The sequence below is a fragment of the Duganella lactea genome (assembly GCF_009857505.1).
Classification (GTDB): domain Bacteria; phylum Pseudomonadota; class Gammaproteobacteria; order Burkholderiales; family Burkholderiaceae_D; genus Rugamonas; species Rugamonas lactea.
This window is the reverse complement of the sequence record NZ_WWCP01000017.1, coordinates 40980-61897: the sequence shown is the minus strand read 5'-3', so window position 1 is coordinate 61897 and position 20918 is coordinate 40980. Positions and strand designations below refer to the sequence as shown.

Below are 20918 nucleotides of genomic sequence, written 5' to 3'. Positions count from 1 at the left end.
AGGGTTTATTGCACGCGGCGTTCGATGGTGATCTGTTCCACCTCGACGCGGCGGTTAGGCTCCAGGCACTTGATCAGGTCGGCGCGTTTCTTGTCGTGGCACTCAACCACTGGATTCGACTCGCCCTTGCCGACGGCGGTCAGACGGTTGGCGGCGACGCCTTTGGCGACCAGGTAGTCCTTGACCGAATTGGCGCGGCGCTCGGACAGCTTCTGGTTGTACTTGTCGTTGCCGAGGCGGTCGGCGTAACCGGAGATGGTGACGTCGTTGATGCTTTGGTTGGCATTCAGCACGTTGGCGATCTCGTCCAGCTTAGGCTGGTTTGGATTCAGCTTGGCGCTGTCGAAGCCGAACAGCTCGGTGGCCGACATCGTCACCTTCTCGAAGCGCGCTGGTGGTGGTGGCGGTGGTGCTGGCGGCGCTGGTGGCGGTGGTGGTGGTTCGGCCACTGGCGGTGCTGGCGGCGCAGGTGGTGCCGGACGCGGTGGCGCGTTGAAGGCGATGTTCAGGCCGACGGTCGCGTAGTAGTTGTTGCTCTTGCTGTTCGGGAATTCATCGCCGCGGATGAAGCCGTGCACGTTGCGGATGTCGGCCTGCAAGGCGACACGCTCGCTCAGGTCGGCCTGGAAGCCGAGGCCGGCGCTGACGTACGGGGAGGTTTTGCGGCGCTCGATGTCGCCGATCAGGTTGGCTTTGTCGCGTTCCGCGCCGACACCGACCAGGATGAAGGGACGGAAGGATTTGCGCGAGAACATGTACAGGCCGTCCACGCCCAGCGTTTCCTGCTGGTAGCGCTGGCCGTTTTCACGGGAGCGGCCATAGGTGTAGCCGGTCTGGATATCCCAGTTTTCGTTGACGGCCTTACCGAATTTCAGGCCGGCGCCGTAGCCGGTCTTGTCCGTAGCGCCGAAATCCTTGTCCGGCTTGACGGCGTTGACGCTCGGCTGGATGTACCAGGACGGGTTGATGACCGGGTCTTGCTGGGCCATGGCGGAGAACGAAGCGCAAAGTGCTGCTGCGGCTAAGGCGATTTTCTTGGATTTATTCACAGGGTGCTCCCGTTATGTTTAAAAGATTTCATTGCCAGCAATGTTGTTGCATCGCTGTTGGACCGAAGATTAGGGGACATGGTGCGGGTCTTCCGTTCGCTACCGCACCAAACTTTGCGGTGTATCAAATCCGTCACATTTCCTGAAACTTATCCCAACACCGCGTGTCCGACCTTAAACACCAGTGATGCTTCACTAATGTTCGTTGACGCACAGACTGTGGGGGCGCGAGCGGGCATTCTGTGGGTCAAGCCGTACCAATTCGCGCATTAAATTTAAGGAGTGATCCCATGCACGCAGTCAGCAAACAACAAACCATGGTCCAGAACGAGATGAAAGCCTCGCCGGAAATGCATTCCACCACGGCGCGCCTGGTGATGATGGCGCGCTCGACGCCTGCGCCGCTGGACCGCAAGCCTGCCCTGTCGATGGCGTCGATCGAGCGGGTGCGTTCGACCTCGGCCACGCTGCGCCGTATTGAAAACATGCAAAAACTGATTGCCGAGCTGTCCATGCACGAGATGCTGGCCGACGAAATCGCCTGGTTCCTGAAATTCTCGCCCTCCGGCGCCCGCAAATACATCCGCGACCTGCGCGAAGCCGGCGTGATCGAGTTGGCCCGCTACGTCGAGGGCACCGCCACCTACCTGGGCAAGGCGGTCTACCAGCTGACGCCGGACCCGGAGCGCATCGCCGCCTTCCTCGCGGCCATCGCCCAGCCGAAGCGTGAAGGCGCGCCACCGCGCAAGGAGCGTCCGGGCCTGCGCGAGCAAGCGATGGCGGGCAGCGGCCGTCACTTCCACATTCTGGCCGACGACACCCACTACGCGATCCGCGTCAACCGCGGCCCGGTGATGCGCGATCCGCTGGTGGCGGCACTGTTCGGCAGCGCGCCGTCGCAGCAAAAAGCGGAATAAACTGCCCGCAAGGGGAGCAGAAACAGCCGGCGCATGCGCCGGCTGTTTTCGTATTGAAATGTTGATATGCAGCCCCACCTTGGCTGGCATGACATCTTACGGACCCCGCCGCACATGGAAGCTTTGATCTGGATCGGCCTGTCGGCGCTGGCGATCGCGCTGCCCTTCATCTACCCGCGCTGGCGTCTGCGGCGGGTGCTGGCCCGGCCTTTGCCGCCCGAGGCCGAGGATATCCTGCGGCGCAACATCCCCGTCTACAGCGGCATGCCTGCCGATTTGCAGCAGCAATTGCGGCGCATGGTGGTGCAGTTCCTGCATCAAAAAAAGTTTGTCGGCTGCGAGGGGCTGGAGGTCACCGATGAAATGGCGGTGACCATCGCCGGGCAGGCGTGCATGCTGCTGTTGAACCGGCCAAGCAAGGTGTATCCGGCCTTGCACACCATCCTGCTGTATCCGACGGAATTCGTGGCGCAGCGCGCCGAGGTGGGGCCGGGCGGCGTGGTCACGCCGGGCAGGCAAAGCATGCTGGGCGAGTCGTGGGACGATGGCCGCGTGGTGCTGTCCTGGGACGATGTGCGGCGCGGCGCCGGCGACTGGACCGATGGCCACAATGTCGTGCTGCACGAATTCGCCCATCAGCTGGACAGCGAATCGGGCCGCGCCAACGGCGCGCCTTACCTGGGTAATCCCGCCAGCTACAGCGAATGGTCGGAAGTGCTGTCGCGCGCCTACCAGAACCTGCGCTGGCATGCCATGTACCGTCAGCCTGCGGTGATGGACCACTACGGCGCCACCAATCCGGCCGAATTCTTCGCCGTCGCCACCGAAACCTTCTACGAGAAGCCGTACCAGATGGCCGAGCATTATCCCGAATTGTTCGCGGAATTCCTCAAATACTACCGCGTCGATCCGCGCGAATGGATGTCGCCACCGCCGCCGCCTTCGCCGGAGCCGCCGCTCGGCTACGCCCACGGCTGGTGAACGGCGGATGTATCGCAGGCTATTTTCAGTTGCAGGATGAAATCGCCGATGCGCGCCTGGCATTGCCCGGCGTGGTGCAGGGCAGCGCCCACGTCGGCTCGCTGTACAGCCTGAACAAGATGAAGGAACGCGGCGAGCCGGACGAGGACGGCAGCAATGTCCAGCCGCCACGCAAGGCCGCCATGCCAGCCGCCGCCCTTGTTGCTTATCGGCGACGATGCCTGCGCCAAGAGCAATTTTCGGTATGATAGCTCCACGACATCACACCGAGCGCGGAGGCGGCAATGACTCAGGCATGGCTAGTACTCACACGTCCGGACGGACGCGACGTTGCGGCGCCGTCCGAAGCCCAGATGGCGGCCGCCCTGGCCGACGTCTACAGCGGCAAGATGGGCGATCCCGACGGCGGTCCCGGCAGCGCGGTGCTGCGTTTCGGCTATGACGACGGCCTGATGTACGAGATGGAAGTGGCGGCCGGCGGCGCCGTGCGCTTTGCCGAGTGGTCGGACCGCGATTGCGAAATCGCGCTGGCCGCGCCGCGCACCATGACCGTCGCGCGGCAGGCCGACGCCTTGCAGCTGTGGCGGCTGATGGCGCAGCGGCAGGTGGCCAAGATCCGCAGCCAGCCCTGGCTCAGCGACGACTAGCGCCGCGCTTGCTCCAACCGCGTCTGGCAATGGATGCAAAAACGCGCTTCCGGGCGGGCGTTCAAGCGCGAATAGCCGATCGGCTCGCCGCAACTTTCACACAAACCATAACGCTGGTCGTCGAATTTGGCCAGCGCGCGACGCACATGGCCCAGCTGGCGCGCGGTCAGCGTGGCCGCCTCGTGCACGGCGGCGTGCAGCGTGCGCTGGCTGGCGTTGTCGGCCGGCGAGGCCTCGGCCTGATGCGGCAGCGGCGTGCGCAGGTCGGTGCTGCGGTCGAGGTCGTCCGCAAGCTGGCTGAGCAGCGCGGCGCGGGCCTGCTCCAGGCGTGCCTGCAAGGTCTGCCATTGTTCGTCGTCCAGTCCGTTCATGCCGCGTGCTCCTTAGGGCGTTGGACTAGCGCGGCGGCGAATCGTTCTACAGCGCCTCGATGTGGTGCTTGAGTTTTTCCAGCGACGACAGGATGTGTTCCGGCTTGCCGCTGGCGATGGCCGCGCCGGCGCCGATCAGTTCGCCGGCGAGGTCGGCCAGATCCTTGACGCGGTCGACGCAGGCGATGATCTGTTCCGCCTTCGCGGCCAGCTCGGCCAGCGCCTGCCGCTGCGGCGCCAGGTGGCCGCCGGCCTGCACGGCGGCGTCGAGGTAGAGCAGGTTGGCGCGCTGGCGCAGCTGCACCTCGCTGTCAAACAGCGCCTGCGCCACCGGGTGCGAAATGCCGGGCAGCGGGGCGTCGGGTGTGGGCTGGCGCAGCGCGCGCATCAGGCGCCGGTGCAGGGCGTCGGCGCAGGCCGACAGCGTATCGGCCAGCGCTTCGGGACTGGGTGGTTGCGGGTCGGGCATGACGGCTCCTTAGTCGGCGGGCAGGTGGTCGAGCAGCGCGCGCTGTTTTTGCGCGATCAGATCGAGGTTGTTGCGGGCCAGCGTGAAGCGCAGGCCGATCAGGCGGAACTCGGCCTGTTTTTCTTGCTGCTTGGCCTTGGCCAGCGCCAGCAGCAGACGCTTGCGGTTGGCGTCGAGGAAGGGGATTTCCGATTCCAGCATGCCGAGCACCAGGTCCTCCTCGTTGTCGCTGGATTTGCTGTACAGGCGCAGCAGCGTGGCCATGGCGTCCAGCACCTGTTGCATGGGCGCGCTGCCCTCGCGCAGCAACTGGTCGACCGTGTTCTCCTGCAGCGGCCGGGTGAGGGCGCGCGCCGCCAGCCGCGTCAGCCCGGCGTAGGCGTTGACGTGACGGTCTTCCAGGCCGCTATCGGGCCAGGCCTTGATGCCGCTGCCGATGCTTTTGACCTGGTCCTCCAGATCGTACTGGTTGTCACCGGCCAGCTTGCCCAGCGCCCGCATATAGGCTTGCAGGCCGTATTGCAGCTTGACGAAATCGTCGCAGGCTTGCTGGCGGCGCGCGTCCAGCAGTTGCTCGCGGGCGTCGGCGGCCGGATACATGTACGGCTGCTGGCGCTGATAGGTGTTGCGGTAGCGCTCGGTCAGCTCGTGGTAGGCGCCGAGCTTGGGCGCGTCGGCGGCGAAGGCGCGCACCGCCGCCATGCGCGGCGTGCTGCTGGCGCAGCCGGTGAGCAGGGCCAGCAGGCACAGGAGCAGACAAAGACGTTTCATGGATCCCCCCACAAATGAGTGGGACGATTGTGGCGCGGGGCGGCGCGGCGCGTGTTGCGCGAGCGCAGACTAAGTGGTCAGCGCCTCGCGCCAGCCGAGGCCGGCGTTGGTGTCGCCGGCCGGGAGGTACTCGCAGCCGAGCCAGCCGTCATAGCCGAGGCGGTCGATCAGCGCGAACAGGTGGCGGTAATTGATCTCGCCGGTGCCGGGTTCGTGGCGGCCGGGGGTATCGGCGATCTGCATGTGCTTGATCAGCGGCAGGTGGGCCTGGATGGTTGCCGACAGTTCGCCCTCCATGCGCTGCATGTGATAGATGTCGTATTGCAGGAAGAGGTTGGGGCTGCCGACCTCGGCGATGACATCCAGCGCCTGGCGGCTGCGGTTGAGGAAATAGCCGGGCATATCGAAAGAATTGATCGGCTCGATCAGCACACGCACGCCGGCCGGCGCCAGGCGCGCCGCCGCATAGCGCAGATTATCGACATAGGTGGCGTGGGCCAAGGAGTGCGCCAGGCCATCCGGCAGCCGGCCCGCCATGCAATGCACCTGCTGGACGCCCAGTTCGGCGGCATAGTCGCGTGCGGCATCGACGCTGTCCCGGAACGCCGTCAAGCGGCGCGGATCGCAAGCCATGCCGCGATCACCGGCCTGCCAGTCGCCGGCGGGCAAATTAAACAAGACCAGCTTCAGCTGATAACGGCGCAGCCGTTCGGCGATCTGCTGTGGCGCAAAGGCATAAGGAAAAAGAAACTCGACCGCCTCAAAGCCCGCCTCGTGGGCGAGGGCAAAGCGGTCCAGAAAAGGGACGTCGGTGTACAGCATCGACAGGTTGGCAGCAAACTTAGGCATGGCAATAAAGGTCCGGTGTCAGGTCTGACAATCGCACACGGGCTCAACTGCGTAGCAGTTGAGCCCGTGTGCGATTGTCAGACCTGACACCGTTTTTTGTTAGCGGCCGCGACCGCCGCTGCGGTGCTGGGCTGCCGCGCGTGGGGCATTGCCACCACCGCCGCCGCCGCTGCGCGCGCCACCACCGTTGCCGCTGGCCGAGCGTGGCTTGTTGCCGCCGCCGTTGCCATTGCCGCCGCCCGGTTTGCGCGGGGCGCCGCTGTTGCGGTTGCCGCCGCCGCCGCCGTTGCGGTGGCCCGGGCCGCCGCTGCGCAGCTGGATCGGTTGCGCCCGCGCGGTCGGATCAGGCTCGAAGCCCGGGATGACTTCGCGCGGCAGCGTTTGCTTGATGAGCTTTTCGATGTCTTTCAGCATGTCGTGCTCGTCCACGCAGACCAGCGACACCGCCTCGCCCGTGGCGCCGGCGCGGCCGGTACGGCCGATGCGGTGCACATAGTCTTCCGGCACGTTCGGCAGGTCGTAGTTGACCACGTGCGGCAGCTGGTCGATGTCGATGCCGCGCGCGGCGATGTCGGTGGCCACCAGCACTTGCAGCTTGTTGTCCTTGAACTCGGACAGCGCCTTGGTGCGCGCCGACTGGCTCTTGTTGCCGTGGATCGCCATCGCGCCGATGCCGTCCTTCTCCAGCTGTTCCACCAGCTTGTTGGCGCCGTGCTTGGTGCGGGTGAAGACCAGCACCTGGCTCCACTGGTGCGTTTTGATCAGGTGCGCCAGCATCGGGTGCTTCTTGTCGCGGTCGACCGGGTGGATCTTCTGGGCGATGATTTCCACCGTCGAGTTGCGGCGCGCCACTTCGATCGTCGCCGGCTTGTTCAGCAGGCCGTCGGCCAGCGCCTTGATGTCGTCCGAGAACGTGGCCGAGAACAGCAGGTTCTGGCGCTTCGGCGGCAGGCCGGCCAGCACCTTGCGGATGTCGCGGATGAAGCCCATGTCGAGCATCCGGTCGGCTTCGTCCAGCACCAGGATCTCGACCTTGCTCAGGTCGACCGTGCGCTGGTCCATGTGGTCCAGCAGGCGGCCCGGCGTCGCCACCAGGATGTCGACGCCGTGCTTGAGCTGCTTGATCTGCGGGTTGATGCCCACGCCGCCAAAGATCACCGCCGAGTTCAGCTTGGTGTACTTGCCGTAGATGCGCACGCTTTCCTCGACCTGCGCCGCCAGTTCGCGGGTCGGGGTCAGGATCAGGGCGCGGATGGCGCGCGGCGAATTGTTGCTGGTGAGCTTGGCGCCGACCGCGTCGGTCGACAGGCGCTGCAGCAGCGGCAGCGTGAAGCCGGCGGTCTTGCCGGTGCCGGTCTGCGCGCCCGCCAGCAGGTCGCCGCCGTTGAGGACGGCGGGAATGGCCTGTTGCTGGATGGGCGTCGGCGTGGTGTAGCCGGTTTCGCTAACCGCGCGCATCAGGGCGTCGGACAAACCGAGAGAGGAAAAAGACATATTAACTTTACGTAAAGATTCTACAGGTGGGGCGGTTGCCGCAGGTTTTCAGTATAACAGCTTGTTTCAATACGGAAATAAAACCTGCGATCAAAAAAGGGAGCCGCGGCTCCCCTCTATCACGGCATGCGCTGGCTTATGCGTAGGGGGTGAGGAGGCCCACCATCTGCGCGAAGATTTTCGGGCTGGCGGCGATGACGTCACCCTTGTACAGGTAGTCCGATTCGCCGCTGAACTCGCCGACGATGCCGCCGGCTTCGGTCACCAGCAGCGCGCCGCCGGCGATGTCCCACGGTTTCAGGCCTTTTTCATAGAAGCCGTCCAGGCGGCCGCAGGCGACGTAGGCCAGATCCAGCGCGGCGCTGCCGGCGCGGCGGATGCCCTGGGTGCGCTCGGCCATGACGCCGTACATTTCCAGGTATTCTTTCAGCGCCTTCGGGCTGCCGGTCTGGTAGCCGGTGGCCAGCAGGGCGTTGGCGATGCGGTCGAGCTTGCCGACGCGGATGCGTTTTTCGTTCAGGTAGGCGCCGGCGCCCTTGGTGGCGGTGAACAGGTCGTTGCGCACCGGGTCGTAGACCACCGACTGGGTGATGACGCCGCGCTGCGACAGCGCGATCGAGATCGAATATTGCGGGAAGCCGTGCATGAAGTTGGTGGTGCCATCGATCGGGTCGATGATCCAGGTGTATTCCGCCTCGTCGTGGGCATTGGCCGATGCGCCGGATTCTTCCGCCAGGAAGGCGTGGTCGGGATAGGCTTTCGACAGCACTTCGATGATCGCTTGTTCAGCGGCCTGGTCAACGTCGGTGACGAAGTCCTTGTGGTTTTTTTCGGTGACGATGACGCGGTCAAGGTCGAAGGAAGCGCGGTTGATGACAGCGGCGCCACGGCGCGCGGCTTTCACCGCCGTGTTGATCATTGGATGCATGGGCTTTTCCGTATAAAAATGCTAACGCCCACCGGGGGATTTCCAGCCCGGCGGCACGACAGGAGACAAAATGACAAAGAGCGGGGCGGCAGCAACAGGTAGAATTCTGCTGGAATTTCCGGATCAATACCGCGCGATTGCGCTATTTTAAATGAACCTGCCCCAAATCAACACGAATCTTTTCAACCAACTGCGATTTATTCTGGTCGAGACCAGCCGCGCGGGCAATATCGGGGCGGTGGCGCGGGCCATGAAAACCATGGGCTACAGCGACCTGGTGCTGGTGACGCCGCGCTGCGACCACCCGCTGCACGACCCGGAAGCGGTGGCCTTCGCCAGTGGCGCGCAGGATATCCTGGCGGCGGCGCGGGTGGTCGGCAGCATCGCCGAGGCGCTGCAAGGCGTCAACTTTGCCGCCGCCGTGTCGGCCCGCTTGCGCGAGTTTTCGCCGCCGGTGTTATCTCCGCGACAATTCGCCGGGCAACTGGTGGCGCCGCCGGAGGCGCGCGCGGCGCTGATTTTCGGCAACGAGCGCTTCGGCCTGCCCAACGAGCTGGTCGAGAAATGTAATGTGTTGATCAACATTCCCGCCAATCCGGAGTATTCGTCGCTGAATCTGTCGCAGGCGGCGCAGGTGCTGGCCTACGAGTGCCGCATGGCGGTGCTGGACGGTGGCGGCGTCCTGCACACGCCGCGCCTGCCGGTCGGCGATGCCAATCCGGTCGGCTTCCACGGCGAGGCCGCCAGCATTGCGCAGATCGAGGGCATGTATGCGCATCTGGAGCAGGCGCTGGTGCACATCGGTTTCCTCGACGCCAGCAATCCGCGCAAGCTGATGCCGCGCCTGAAGCGCCTGTTCGCGCGCGCGCAACTGGAAAAGGAAGAGGTCAACATTCTGCGCGGCATCGCCCGCCACATGAGCGGCCGCGACGGCAAGCAGGACCCCTGAGCCGGCGACGCTGACGCCGGGTTAGATGCCGTCCTCTAACTTTGCCGCCTACACTGTCGGCTAACGACAAAAAAATAAACGGAGACCATGCTCATATCCCGCAGATCCTGGCTGAAGATCGGCGTGGCCGGCGCCTGCGCGCTGGCCGCCGGCGGCGCAGTCTATCGTCTGGCGCAAGCGCCGGCGGCGGCATCGCGCTTCGCGCTCGATGGCGAAGCCCTGGCGGTGCTGTACGCCATCATTCCCGTCATGCTGGGGCCGGTGTTGCCGGCACCGCCGGCCGCGCGCGCCACCGCCCTGACCGCCGCCAGCGGACGGGTGCGCGACGCCGTGTTGAGCCTGCCGCTGGCGACGCAACCGCAAGTGCAGGATCTGTTCGGACTGCTGGCGCTGGGGCCGGCGCGCCGTCTGCTGACCGGCGTGCGCGGCGGTTGGGCGCAGGCCGATCCGGCGCAGGTGGCCGCTTTCCTGCAAAGCTGGCGCACGCATCGCCTGCAGACGCTGCAAACGGCCTACCACGCGCTGCACGACTTGATCATCGGCGCCTGGTACGCCGATCCGTCCACCTGGGAAGCCATCGGCTATCCGGGACCGCCGAAGGCGCTGCTGGCATGAGCGTGATGCCCGATCCCATCCAGGCCGGCCTGGCCGAGGGCTGGCGCGTCATCGATGGCGCGCAACTGCAGGCGGACCAGACGCTGGAAGCGGACGTGGTCATCGTTGGCAGCGGCGCCGGCGGCGGTGTCACGGCCGAGATTCTGGCGCTGTCCGGGCTGAAGGTGATCCTTGTCGAGGAGGGTGCGTTGAAGTCGTCCAGGGACTTTAAGATGCGTGAGGCCGACGCCTATCCGGCGCTGTATCAGGAAGCGGCCGCGCGCAAGACCCGCGACAAGGGCATCAACATCCTGCAGGGCCGCACGGTTGGCGGCGGCACCACCATCAACTGGACCAGCAGCTTCCGCACGCCGGACAGCACGCTGCGTTACTGGAACCAGCATTTCGGGCTGACCGACTACACGCCGGCGGCGCTGGCGCCATGGTTCGACCTGATGGAGGAACGGCTGGGCATCCGCGACTGGCCGACGCCGCCCAACGAAAACAACGATCTGCTGCGGCGCGGCGCCGCCAAGCTCAACATCACAACCGGACTGATACGCCGCAACGTCAACGGTTGCTGGAATCTCGGCTACTGCGGCATGGGCTGCCCGACCAACGCCAAGCAGTCGATGCTGATCACCACCATACCCTCGGCGCTGCGGCACGGCGCCACCTTGCTGACGCGCACCCGCGCCGAACAACTGCTGATCCAGAACGACCGCGTCACGCGGCTTGACTGCGTGGCGCTGGCCGCGGACGGCCTGGCCGCCACCGGCCGTCGGCTGACCTTGCGGGCCCGGCACTTTGTGCTGGCCGGCGGCGCCATCAACACGCCGGCCTTGCTGATGCGTTCGGCCGCGCCCGATCCGCACGGCCTGCTGGGCAAGCGCACCTTCCTGCACCCGACGGCGATCTCCGCCGCCGTGTTCGCCCAGCGCGTGGACGGCTTTGCCGGCGCGCCGCAGACGGTGTACTCCGATCATTTCCTGCACACCGGCCCCCTCGACGGTCCGATCGGCTACAAGCTGGAAACCCCGCCGTTGCATCCGCTGCTGTTCGCCACCACCATGCCGGGCTTCGGCGCGCCGCACGCCGGCGTGATGCGCCAGTTCCCGCAGGTGCACGCGCTGCTGGCCTTGCTGCGCGACGGCTTCCACGCCGACGCGCCCGGCGGCAGCGTGGCGCTGGCGAACGGCGCGCCGGTGCTCGACTATCCGCTGACGCCGTTCCTCTGGGACGGCGTGCGGCGCGCGCTGCTGAGCATGGCCGAAATCCAGTTTGCCGCCGGCGCCCGCAGTGTCACGCCGGCGCACGAGCGGGCCGGCGCCTACAACAGCTGGACGCAGGCGCGCGCCGCCATCAACGCGCTGCCCTACCAGGTGCTGCAAACGCGGCTGGTGTCGGCGCACGTGATGGGCGGCTGTGCGATGGCGGACGACGAGCGCCTCGGCGTCACCAGCGCCAATGGCCGCTACCACGGTCTGACGAATCTCTCGGTACACGACGGCTCGCTGTTCCCGACCGCGATCGGCGCCAATCCGCAGCTGTCGATCTACGGCATCGTGGCGCGCCTGGCCAGCGGGCTGGCGCAACAGCTGACTGGTCGCCCGGCGGCCCGACCCGCGCCCGCCTGAACACGGTATCATGCGTGCATGATTAAACGACTGCTGATCCTGCTGTTGGCGGCGCAAGCCGCACTCATCGGTTTGCTGGCGGCCGCCCTGTATCACGGGTGGCGTCCCGCCTGGCAGGCTGAGCTAAGCGCGCCGGCGACGGCGGTGGTTTACCTGGCCTGCGGCCTGGCGCTGATGGTGTTGCTGCGGTTGCTCATCTCGGCCAACAATTTCTACCTGAGCGCACGCGCCGGCAGCGTCACGCCGCCGGCCCACGCGCTCAATCTGTTCAGTGCCGCCAGCCTGTTCTGTCATGAATTCCACGCCTCGATGCTGACCTCGTCGTACTACATGCTGCGGCCGATCGGCCTGCGGTTGCAACCCGACGCGCAAGGCCTACCGGTGTTGCTGATCCACGGCTACGCCTGCAACAGCGGCTATTGGCTACCGATGAGCAAGTGGTTGACGCGGGCACGCATCAGCCACTACGGCATTGACCTCGAACCGCCGGGCGCGGCGATCGACGAGTTCGCACCGCAGGTGCACGCCGCCGTCGAACGGCTGTGCCGGGAAACTGGCAGCGCGCAAGTCATCATCGTCGGCCACAGCATGGGCGGGCTGGTGGCGCGCGCGTATCTGCGCCGCTATGGCGCGGCCCACGTGGCCCGCGTCATCACGCTGGGCACGCCGCATTACGGCACCGCGTTGGCCCATTTCGGCCCCGGCAGCAACGCGGCGCAAATGCGGCGCGACAGTGACTGGCTGAACGCGCTGGCGGCATCTGAGGCAAATACGCAACGGACATTGATCAGTTCCATCTATTCTGTCCATGACAACATCGTCGCGCCGCAAGACTCCAGCGCACTGCCGGGCGCGCGCAATCTGGTGTTCGGCGCCATAGGCCACGTCGCGCTGGGTCGGCATCCGGCCATTCTGCGTTGCACATTGCAAGAGATTGTGGCGGCGGTGCCAAGCGCGTCCGCGTGATTTTGTGTGAGTTTCTGCCGGTCCTGTTAAGGTATGGTGAGTGCTGTACGCATGGCAATAAAGGCGGAGCGATGACGATCGATTTCGGCACCCTGATCCTGAATGAGAGTCCAGACGCCGTTGTGGTGACCACGCCCGGGGGCGAGGTGGTGTGCTGGAGCAATGGCGCGCAAGCCGTGTTCGGCTATACCAGCGCCGAGGCGCTGGGGCGCCAGCTGGAGGCGCTGATCGCGCCGGCGGGGCTGGCCGGCGACGCCGCGCCGCGGCACGCCGTCAACGATTGCCTGGTCAGCTACGAGTCGGTGCGCCGGACCAAGGACGGCACGCTGGTGTATATCGATGGCTCGTGCAAGGTGCTGCGCGACGCCGACGGCCGGCCCGTCTACATTTTGTGGAGCAAAAAAGACGTTACCGCGCTGAAGGTGCTGCGCGACGCCAAGCTGGTCGAGGCGCGTTACGACGGCATCCTGGAGTCGATGCCGGACGCCATCATCCTGGCCAACGCCGCCGGCCGCATCGTGCTGGCCAACCGTCAGGCCGAGGCGCTGTTCGGCTACCCGCGTCACGCGCTGCGCGGCATGGTGCTGGAAGCGTTGATGCCGCCACGCTTCCGCGCCGCCCATATGCAGCACCGCGCCGGTTTCGCCGCGCAGCCACTGGTGCGCCCGATGGGCAGCGGCCGCGACCTGTACGGCCTGCGCAGCGACGGCGTCGAGTTCCCGGTCGAGATCAGTCTCAGCCCGGTCGCCACGGAGGAGGGGGCATTGGTGATGAGCGCCATCCGCGACATCAGCCAGCGCAAGCAGATTGAATTGGCGTTGCAGGAAAAGAATGTCGAACTGGCCAAAGCGGTTGCCACCAAGGACCGCTTCCTGGCCGGCATGTCGCATGAATTGCGCACGCCGTTGAACGCGATCATCGGTTTTACGGGTACTATGTTGATGAAGTTGCCTGGGCCCATCAATGATGAGCAAAGCAAACAGCTGCGCATGGTGCAAAGCAGTGCCCGCCATTTGCTGTCGTTGATCAACGATTTGCTGGACCTGACGCGCATCGAGTCCGGCCACATCGCGTTGGACGTCGAGCCGCTGCCGTGCCGCGAACTGATCGATGAAGTGCTGAGCTCGTTAAAGCAGCAGGCACGCAGCAAGGGGCTGGCGCTGGAGTTCGAGCCGCCGCCGGAAAACCTGATGGTAAACAGCGACCGTCGCGCGGTGCAGCAGATCCTGATGACGTTGCTGGACAACGCGATCAAGTTCACCAACAGCGGCGCGGTGCTGGTGCGGCTGGCGCGCTCGGTGATGGGGGCGCGGCCGTGCGCGGCAATCAGCGTCAGCGATACCGGCATCGGCATTGGCAGCGGGCAGCGCGACACCCTGTTCCAGGCGTTCTCCCAGCTTGACGGGAACGCGCTGCGGCAGTTCGAGGGCACCGGACTGGGCCTGCATCTGAGCCGCAAATTGGCGGCGCTGTTGCAGGGCGAGATTTTATTTGATAGTGAGTATGGCAAGGGCAGCGTGTTCACGCTGGCCTTGCCGCTGGACGACTACCGCAAGGGAGATGCAACGTGGCAGCACGTATCCTGATCATCGAAGACAACGCCACCAATATGGAATTGATGGTGTATCTGCTGCGTGCCTTCGGCTATGAACCGCTGTCGGCCAGCGATGGCGAGGCCGGCGTGGCGGCGGCCAGGCGCGAGCGCCCGGACCTGATCATCTGCGACGTGCACCTGCCCAAGCTGGACGGCTACGGCGTGGTGGCGGCACTCAAGGCCGATCCCGAAGTACAACACATTCCGACGCTGGCGGTGACCGCGCTGGCGATGGTCGGCGACCGCGAGAAACTGCTGGAGGCCGGCTTTGACGGCTATATCGGCAAGCCGATCGAGCCGGACAGCTTTGTCGCGCAGATCGAGTCTTTCTTGCAAGGGGTTGTCTCGTCCCCGCACACTAAAAACGATACCGCCACGATTCTGATCGTCGACGACCATGTGCTCAACCGCGAATTCCTGATGACGCTGCTGAGCTACGGCGGCCATCGCCTGCTGGAGGCGGCCAACGGCGCCGAGGGCCTGAAGATGGTGCTGGCCGAAAAGCCGGACCTGGTGATCTCGGACATCCTGATGCCGAATATGGATGGCTACGAATTTGTCACCCGCATGCACGAGCACCAGGAAACGGCCGATGTGCCGGTGATTTTCTACACCGCCACCTACCGCGAGCGCGAGGCGGTGGCGGTGGCGCAGTCGTGCGGCGTGCGCTGGGTACTGCCCAAGCCGTCCGATCCTGAGGTGATCCTGGCCACGGTGCAGGAGGCGCTCGGCCTGGCGGCGCCGCCGCCGGCCGACGGCCGGCCGCCGTTCGCGCCGGAGCCGCCGCCGGAAGGGCGCTTCCACGACATCGACCACCAGGTGGCCGAGTATCTGGACGAGCTCGAATCGAGCAGTCAGCTGATCACCCGGCTGGCCAACGACACCGACGAGGCGTCGCCGGAAAGCCTGGCGCGCATGACGCAGCGGCTGTCGCAATCGCTGTCGAGCCTGCAGGCGGTGAGCCTGCGCCTGACCGCGCTGATCGAGCTGGGCATCGAGCTGGGCGCCGAGCGCGATCCGGGCGCCCTGGTGGAAATCGGCTGCCGCGTGGCGCAGAACATCTGCGTGTCCAAATATGCCTGCATCGGCGTGCTGGAGCCGGGCGCGACCGAACTGACCCATTTCGCCAGCTGCGGCGCCGGCATGCCGTTGCGGCAGATCGCGCAAACCCCGCGCGCCGGCGTGCTGCGCGGCCTGCTGGACCAGCGCCTGCCGTGTCGCGTCAACGACCTCAACGGCGACCCGGCCACGCTCGGCCTGCCGCCGGCGCATCCGCCGGTGCACTCCTTCCTCGGCGTGCCGATCGCCTCGCCCGAGCGCACCCATGGCTGGCTGTACCTGGTGGACAAGCTCGGCGCCGACGGCTTCTCGGAAGTCGACGAGCGCGTGGCCGGCACGGTGGCGGCGCAGGTGGCGGTGGCGTTTGAGAACCTGCTGCTGTACGATGAAATCAAGCGCCACCACGCGCAACTGACGCTGGACATGAACGCGCGCATCCGCCTCGACGAGGACCTGCGCCGCTTCCGCCTGGCGATGGACGCCACCGCCGACGCCATCTTCCTGGTCGACCGCGCCGGCATGTGCTTTGTCGACGTCAACGCCACCGCCTGCCGCATGCTGGGCTTCGAGCGCGAGGAGTTCCTGCAGATCGGTCCCAACAAGGCGCTGGAAGGCGATCTGCACCCGCTGGAGGCGCTGCACGACAAGCTGCTGTCGGGCGACCAGAGCGGCGCCATGACCGAGCTGCTGCTGCACTGCAAGGACGGCGCGCCGCTGGCGGTGGAGGTGCAGCGGCGCACGCTGCGCTCCGGCGCCAGCTGGATCCTGGTGGCGGTGGCGCGCGACATCACCGAACGCAAGGAAGCCGAGCAGCGGCTGCTGAAGCTGGCGCATTTCGACACGCTGACCGGTCTGCCGAACCGCAGCCAGTTCCACGACTCGCTGGTGCACTCGCTGCGTCAGGCGCAGGAGCACAAGTGGTCGCTGGCGGTGCTGTTCCTCGACGTCGACCGCTTCAAGAACGTCAACGACACGCTGGGCCACAGCATCGGCGACGAGCTGCTGCGGCAGTTCTCCAGCCGGCTGGTGGACTGCCTGCGCGTGCGCGACACCATCGGCCGCTTCGGCGGCGACGAGTTCGCCGCCATCCTGATGCTGCCGGAAGGGGCGCAGAACACCATCACGGTGGTCGACAAGATCCGCGAATCGCTGCGCCGCCCGTTCGACCTGAAGGGGCACGAGGTGACGGTGACGGCCAGCATCGGCATCGCCGTCTATCCGGATGACGGCGCCGAGCCGGACACGCTGATCCAGTACGCCGACACCGCCATGTACCGCGCCAAGGAGGCCGGGCGCGACGCCTTCCGCTTCTTCACCGCCGAGATGAACGCGCAATCGCTGGCGCGGCTGGACCTGGAAAACGCGCTGCGCCGCGCCATCGAGAACAACGAGTTTGTGCTGCACTTCCAGCCCAAGGTCAGCATCGACAGCGGCCGCATCAGCGGCGCCGAGGCGCTGATCCGCTGGCAGCGGCCAGGGCACGGCATGGTGTCGCCGGCGCTGTTCATCCCGCTGCTGGAGGAGACCGGACTGATCGTGCGCGTCGGCACCTGGGTGCTGCACGAGGCCTGCCGCAAGATCGCCCACTGGCACAAGACCAATGTCGGCGCGGTGCATCTGTCGGTCAACGTCTCCGGCATCCAGTTCTTTGTCGGCGGGCTGGAGGAGGAGGTGCTGAAGGCCATCCGCGAGCACGGCATCGCGCCCGAGCTGCTGGAGCTGGAGCTGACCGAAAGCTCGCTGATGTCCAACGCCGAGGAAACCATCAGCGTGCTGCAAAACCTGAAGGCGCTGGGGATCCAGATCTCGATCGACGACTTCGGCACCGGCTACTCCTCGCTGGCGTATCTGAAACGCTTCCCGATCGACAAGTTGAAAATCGACATCGCCTTCGTGCGCGAGGTGACCAGCAATCCGGACGACGCCGCCATCGTGCTGGCTATCATCAATATGGCGCACAGCCTCAAGCTGAACGTGATCGCCGAGGGGGTGGAAAAGGAGGCGCAACTGGCCTACCTGCGCCGCCACAACTGCGACGAGATGCAGGGCTACTTCTTCAGTAAACCGCTGCCGGAAGAGGAATTCGAGGCCATGTTGCGCGAGGGGCGCCGGCTGCAGGCGCCGCCGGACGCCGAGCTGGACCACCGGCAGACGCTGCTGATCGTCGACGACGACGCCTTCATGCTGGAGGTGCTGACCGATTTCCTGGCGCAGGATGGCTACCGCATCCTCACCGCGCAGACCGCCGCCGAAGGCTTCGACCTGCTGGCGCGCAACCGGGTGCAGGTGATCCTGTGCGACCAGTGCATGCCGCAGATGAGCGGCACCGAGTTCATGGAGCGGGTCAAGAACCTGTGCCCGGACACCTTCCGCATCATGCTGTCGGCCTATGCGGATCTGACGCCGATCATGGCCGCCATCAACCACGGCGCCATCGACCGCTTTTACACCAAGCCGTGGAAGGGCGCGGTGCTGCGTGAAAACATCCGCGAAGGCTTCCGCCTGCAAGCCCAGGCGCATGGCCGCGCCGGCGCGCCGGCCTATCCCAACCCCGCAGCGGCGGTCAAGCTGGAAAGCTAGTAACCCTGCTCTAGTGCTGCCGGCGTAGAATAAACTACCGGCAAACACAACCGACAGGATGGAAATGGCTAAGAAGTTGAAGAAGAGCGACGACCAGTTGGCCGACGCCGTGCGCATGTCGTCGCAGGAAATCTGGCAGGCCGGCCTGGCCGCCTTCGCCAAGGCGCAGGAGGATGAGGGCAAGTTCTTTTCCATGCAGCTGTTCGAGGAGCGCGTGCTGCGCGCGCTGAGCTCGATCGGCGTGCCGACCCGGCAGGAAATCGACGCGCTGCACCAGCGCATCGACGCGCTGACCCAGCAGGTCGCCGCGCTGAGCGCCAAGCCGGCCGCCAAGGCCGGCAAAGCGGCCGTCAAACCGCCCGCCGCCAAGCAAGCCGCCGCTAAAAAAGCTGCCGTCAAGAAAGTAAAATAGCGCGCCGGCGGCGGCCGGCCGCACTGTGTTTAAGCGTGCGCGGGTGTTCCTCTGTGGCGGGCATCGGTGTTATGCTTGCAGCAGAAAAAACAGAGGTCACCCCCGTCATGCTACAAAAAGCCCCCCGCCGCACCCGAGAACGCATTTTAGAGCTGTCGTTGCGCTTGTTTAATGAATTTGGCGAGCCGAACATCACCACCACGGTGATCGCCGAAGAGATGAATATCTCGCCGGGGAACCTGTACTACCATTTTCGTAACAAGGACGATATCGTCAACTCGATCTTCGTCCAGTTTGAAGCCGAGATCGAACGCATCCTGACCGTGCCCAACGGCCGCCGCTCCAATATCGAGGACGTGTGGCTGTACCTGCATCTGATGTTCGAACTGATCTGGCGCTACCGCTTTTTCTACCGCGACCTCAACGATCTGCTGTCGCGCAACCGCAAGCTGGAGCTGCACTTCAAACAAATCCTGGCGCACAAGATCAAGGTCGCCAAGCAGCTGTGCGAAGACCTGCGCAGTGAAAAATCGCTGGAGGCGTCCGATAACGCCATCGACGCCATGGCCACCAATATGGTGGTGGTGGCGACTTATTGGTTATCCTATGAATACGTGCGCAATCCGCGCAAATACAGCGAGCAGCAGTCGATGGCCGACGCGCTGGCGCGCGGCTGCTATCAGGTGCTGTCGCAGATCGGCCCGTACCTGCGCAATGAGACGGCGCTGCTGTTCCAGAAACTGTCCGAAGAATATCTGAAGAAGCTGAAATAGCCGGCAAGGAGGCCGCGATGGCATGGACCGCTTTTCCGTATGCCGACCCGGCATACCGCTATACGCCGGAGACGCTGCAAGCGGCCTGGCCGCAATTGCACGGCGGCGACCGCGAAACGTTCCCGACCCATCCGGTGCTGCTGCAGGCCTGGATCGCCTTCCACGCCGGCGAGTTCGAGCGCGCCGCGCGGCTGGGGCTGGACGTAGGCGTCAACGGCTATGCGGTGGCCCACAAGGCCATCTGCATGTACACCAACTATCTGGAACCGAACGACAAGAAGCGGCTGGCCACGTTCGAGTGCGTGGCCGAGCGCTGCGAGCGGCAGCAGCTGGAACAGCCGGGCAACCTGGCCGGCTATTACTGGCATGCCTATGCGCTGGGCCAGTATTCGCGCGGCATCTCGGTGGTGAAGGCGCTGGCCCAGGGCTTGGGCGCCAAGGTCAAGCGCAGCCTGGACATCGCCATCCGGCTGGAACCGCAGCGCGCCGACGCCCATGTGGCGCTGGGCGTCTACCACGCGGAAATTCTGGATCAGGTCGGCGCCGTGCTGGCCGGCCTGACCTACGGCGTGAAGAAGGAAGAGGCGTATCGCCAGTTCGAGCTGGCGTTAAAGCTGAATCCGGATTCGGCCATCGCCCGCATCCAGTACGCGCGCGCGCTGCTGATGCTGGACAAAAAACACAAGGTGGCGCAGGCCATGGATTTATACAAGCAAGCCGCCGACGGCAACGTGCGCGACGCCACCGAGCGTCTCGATCAACTGGCGGCGCAGAAAGAACTGGACGAGGAAAAACTCAGTGGTTAAGTCGATTTGTGTGTACTGCGGCGCCAATGCCGGCGTCTCGCCCCGTTTCGCCGAACAGGCGCGCGTGCTGGCCAAGGTGCTGGTCGAACGCAACCTGGCGCTGGTGTATGGGGGCGGTAATGTCGGCCTGATGGGCATCATCGCCGACGAGGTGTTGCGCCTCGGCGGCGAAGTGACGGGTGTGATTCCGAGCGCGCTGGTCGAGCGCGAAGTCGGCCACACCGGCCTGACGCGCCAGTTCATCGTCAAGGACATGCACGAGCGCAAAGCCATGATGGCGCAGTTGTCCGACGGCTTCATCGCCATGCCGGGGGGCATGGGCACGCTGGAGGAATTGTTCGAGATGCTGACCTGGGCCCAGCTTGGCATCCACAGCAAGCCGATCGGCGTGCTCAACGTCGACGGCTACTACGACAGCCTGGTGGGCTTCATCCGTCACGCCACGCAGCAAGGGCTGGTGCGGCCGCAGCACGCGGAACTGATGATGGTGGAAAGCGAACCGGAAGCGTTGCTGCGCCGCTTCATTTAACGCCACAACTTGCGGCCTTCGGTCTCCAGCTGCGTCAGATAAAGGCGCAGGTCAAATTCATACTGGTGGTAGTTGGGCTCCATATAGGTGCACAGCTTGTAGAACGCCTTGTCGTGCTGCTTTTCCTTGATGTGCGCCAGCTCGTGCACCGCGATCATGCGCAGGAATTCCAGCGGCACGTCCTTGAACATGCTGGCCACGCGGATCTCGTGTTTGGCTTTCAGTTTGCCGCCTTGCACGCGCGAGATCGCCGTGTGCAGCCCCAGCGCGTGATTGATCACATGGATCTTGCTGTCGTACTCGACCTTGTTGATCGGTTCGGCATTGCGCAAATATTCGGATTTCAAATCCTGCACGTACTGGTACAGCGCGCGGTCGGTGCGCAGTTCGTGCGGCGTGCTGTAGCGCTTGAGTAGTACCTCGCCCAGCTTGTTCTGGGCGATCAGTTGCGAAACTTGCTGCCGCGTTTGTTCGGAATAGGCGCTGAGGTACTTCAGGGAAGGCATGACGGCTGCATCAAAATGGCGAGCCGAGACTGTACCA

General features: G+C 65.1%; 22 protein-coding genes. 14 read left to right on the top strand and 8 right to left on the bottom strand.

The window, feature by feature from the left end:
* Positions 1-5: 5 nt before the first annotated feature.
* Positions 6-1049 carry an OmpA family protein gene (locus GTP44_RS15120; protein ID WP_160992415.1) on the bottom strand — a complete coding sequence of 348 codons (1044 nt, stop codon included), beginning with the start codon at positions 1047-1049 and terminating at the stop codon, positions 6-8.
* A gap of 290 nt (positions 1050-1339) precedes the next feature.
* Between GTP44_RS15120 and GTP44_RS15115 the strand changes: the two genes are divergently transcribed.
* From GTP44_RS15115 to GTP44_RS15105, 4 genes are all read left to right on the top strand, one after another.
* The gene (locus tag GTP44_RS15115) at positions 1340-1966 is read left to right on the top strand and encodes a winged helix-turn-helix domain-containing protein (protein ID WP_229256631.1); all 627 of its coding nucleotides are present in this window, start codon (positions 1340-1342) and stop codon (positions 1964-1966) included.
* A gap of 114 nt (positions 1967-2080) precedes the next feature.
* Positions 2081-2947, top strand: coding sequence for a M90 family metallopeptidase (locus tag GTP44_RS15110; RefSeq protein ID WP_160992416.1), 867 nt, complete (start codon positions 2081-2083; stop codon positions 2945-2947).
* Between the two features lie 29 nt (positions 2948-2976).
* Positions 2977-3195: a hypothetical protein gene (locus GTP44_RS27205; protein WP_202424088.1), complete on the top strand. Its 219-nt coding sequence runs from the start codon at positions 2977-2979 to the stop codon at positions 3193-3195.
* A 36-nt stretch (positions 3196-3231) separates the two neighbouring features.
* A complete protein-coding gene (locus tag GTP44_RS15105) occupies positions 3232-3594 on the top strand; it encodes a hypothetical protein (RefSeq protein WP_161020076.1) in 363 nt (120 codons plus the stop codon).
* On the opposite strand, the gene GTP44_RS15100 is transcribed toward GTP44_RS15105, so the two are convergent.
* The 6 genes from GTP44_RS15100 to GTP44_RS15075 form a co-directional block, all read right to left on the bottom strand.
* Positions 3591-3965 (bottom strand): TraR/DksA family transcriptional regulator, encoded by a 375-nt coding sequence (locus GTP44_RS15100; RefSeq protein ID WP_161020075.1) that lies wholly within the window; start codon positions 3963-3965, stop codon positions 3591-3593. The two genes, GTP44_RS15105 and GTP44_RS15100, sit on opposite strands and share 4 nt — an antisense overlap.
* Positions 3966-4011: 46 nt before the next feature.
* On the bottom strand, positions 4012-4434 hold the full coding sequence (locus GTP44_RS15095) for a hypothetical protein (protein ID WP_161020074.1): 423 nt from the start codon (positions 4432-4434) through the stop codon (positions 4012-4014).
* Positions 4435-4443: 9 nt separating this feature from the next.
* Entirely contained in the window at positions 4444-5205 is a 762-nt protein-coding gene (locus tag GTP44_RS15090) for a hypothetical protein (protein ID WP_161020073.1), read from the bottom strand.
* Positions 5206-5274: 69 nt separating this feature from the next.
* Positions 5275-6054: a 2-oxo-tetronate isomerase gene (gene otnI, locus GTP44_RS15085; protein ID WP_161020072.1), complete on the bottom strand. Its 780-nt coding sequence runs from the start codon at positions 6052-6054 to the stop codon at positions 5275-5277.
* 99 nt (positions 6055-6153) lie between these two features.
* Entirely contained in the window at positions 6154-7548 is a 1395-nt protein-coding gene (locus tag GTP44_RS15080) for a DEAD/DEAH box helicase (protein WP_161020071.1), read from the bottom strand.
* Positions 7549-7684: 136 nt separating this feature from the next.
* Positions 7685-8467, bottom strand: coding sequence for an inositol monophosphatase family protein (locus tag GTP44_RS15075; protein ID WP_161020122.1), 783 nt, complete (start codon positions 8465-8467; stop codon positions 7685-7687).
* A gap of 160 nt (positions 8468-8627) precedes the next feature.
* Between GTP44_RS15075 and GTP44_RS15070 the strand changes: the two genes are divergently transcribed.
* From GTP44_RS15070 to GTP44_RS15025, 10 genes are all read left to right on the top strand, one after another.
* Complete coding sequence (locus GTP44_RS15070) at positions 8628-9425, top strand: RNA methyltransferase (RefSeq protein WP_161020070.1); 798 nt, start codon at positions 8628-8630, stop codon at positions 9423-9425.
* Positions 9426-9512: 87 nt separating this feature from the next.
* On the top strand, positions 9513-10040 hold the full coding sequence (locus tag GTP44_RS15065) for a hypothetical protein (RefSeq protein WP_161020069.1): 528 nt from the start codon (positions 9513-9515) through the stop codon (positions 10038-10040).
* On the top strand, positions 10037-11656 hold the full coding sequence (locus GTP44_RS15060) for a GMC family oxidoreductase (RefSeq protein ID WP_161020068.1): 1620 nt from the start codon (positions 10037-10039) through the stop codon (positions 11654-11656). Before GTP44_RS15065 ends, GTP44_RS15060 begins: the two co-directional genes overlap by 4 nt.
* A gap of 18 nt (positions 11657-11674) precedes the next feature.
* Positions 11675-12622: an esterase/lipase family protein gene (locus GTP44_RS15055; protein ID WP_161020067.1), complete on the top strand. Its 948-nt coding sequence runs from the start codon at positions 11675-11677 to the stop codon at positions 12620-12622.
* A 71-nt stretch (positions 12623-12693) separates the two neighbouring features.
* Positions 12694-14208 (top strand): PAS domain-containing sensor histidine kinase, encoded by a 1515-nt coding sequence (locus tag GTP44_RS15050; RefSeq protein WP_161020066.1) that lies wholly within the window; start codon positions 12694-12696, stop codon positions 14206-14208.
* Positions 14190-17855 carry an EAL domain-containing protein gene (locus GTP44_RS15045; RefSeq protein ID WP_161020065.1) on the top strand — a complete coding sequence of 1222 codons (3666 nt, stop codon included), beginning with the start codon at positions 14190-14192 and terminating at the stop codon, positions 17853-17855. The genes GTP44_RS15050 and GTP44_RS15045 overlap by 19 nt, the downstream gene beginning before the upstream one ends.
* Before the next feature lie 64 nt (positions 17856-17919).
* On the top strand, positions 17920-18267 hold the full coding sequence (locus GTP44_RS15040; RefSeq protein WP_161020064.1) for a phasin family protein: 348 nt from the start codon (positions 17920-17922) through the stop codon (positions 18265-18267).
* A 107-nt stretch (positions 18268-18374) separates the two neighbouring features.
* Positions 18375-19040, top strand: coding sequence for a TetR/AcrR family transcriptional regulator (locus GTP44_RS15035; RefSeq protein ID WP_110848588.1), 666 nt, complete (start codon positions 18375-18377; stop codon positions 19038-19040).
* A 17-nt stretch (positions 19041-19057) separates the two neighbouring features.
* Positions 19058-19846: a tetratricopeptide repeat protein gene (locus tag GTP44_RS15030; RefSeq protein ID WP_161020063.1), complete on the top strand. Its 789-nt coding sequence runs from the start codon at positions 19058-19060 to the stop codon at positions 19844-19846.
* Positions 19839-20375, top strand: a complete 537-nt coding sequence (locus GTP44_RS15025; RefSeq protein ID WP_161020062.1) for an LOG family protein — start codon at positions 19839-19841, stop codon at positions 20373-20375. Before GTP44_RS15030 ends, GTP44_RS15025 begins: the two co-directional genes overlap by 8 nt.
* Here the strand turns inward: GTP44_RS15025 and GTP44_RS15020 are convergent.
* The gene (locus tag GTP44_RS15020) at positions 20372-20881 is read right to left on the bottom strand and encodes a YgjP-like metallopeptidase domain-containing protein (protein ID WP_160992432.1); all 510 of its coding nucleotides are present in this window, start codon (positions 20879-20881) and stop codon (positions 20372-20374) included. The genes GTP44_RS15025 and GTP44_RS15020 overlap by 4 nt on opposite strands.
* Positions 20882-20918 lie beyond the last annotated feature (37 nt).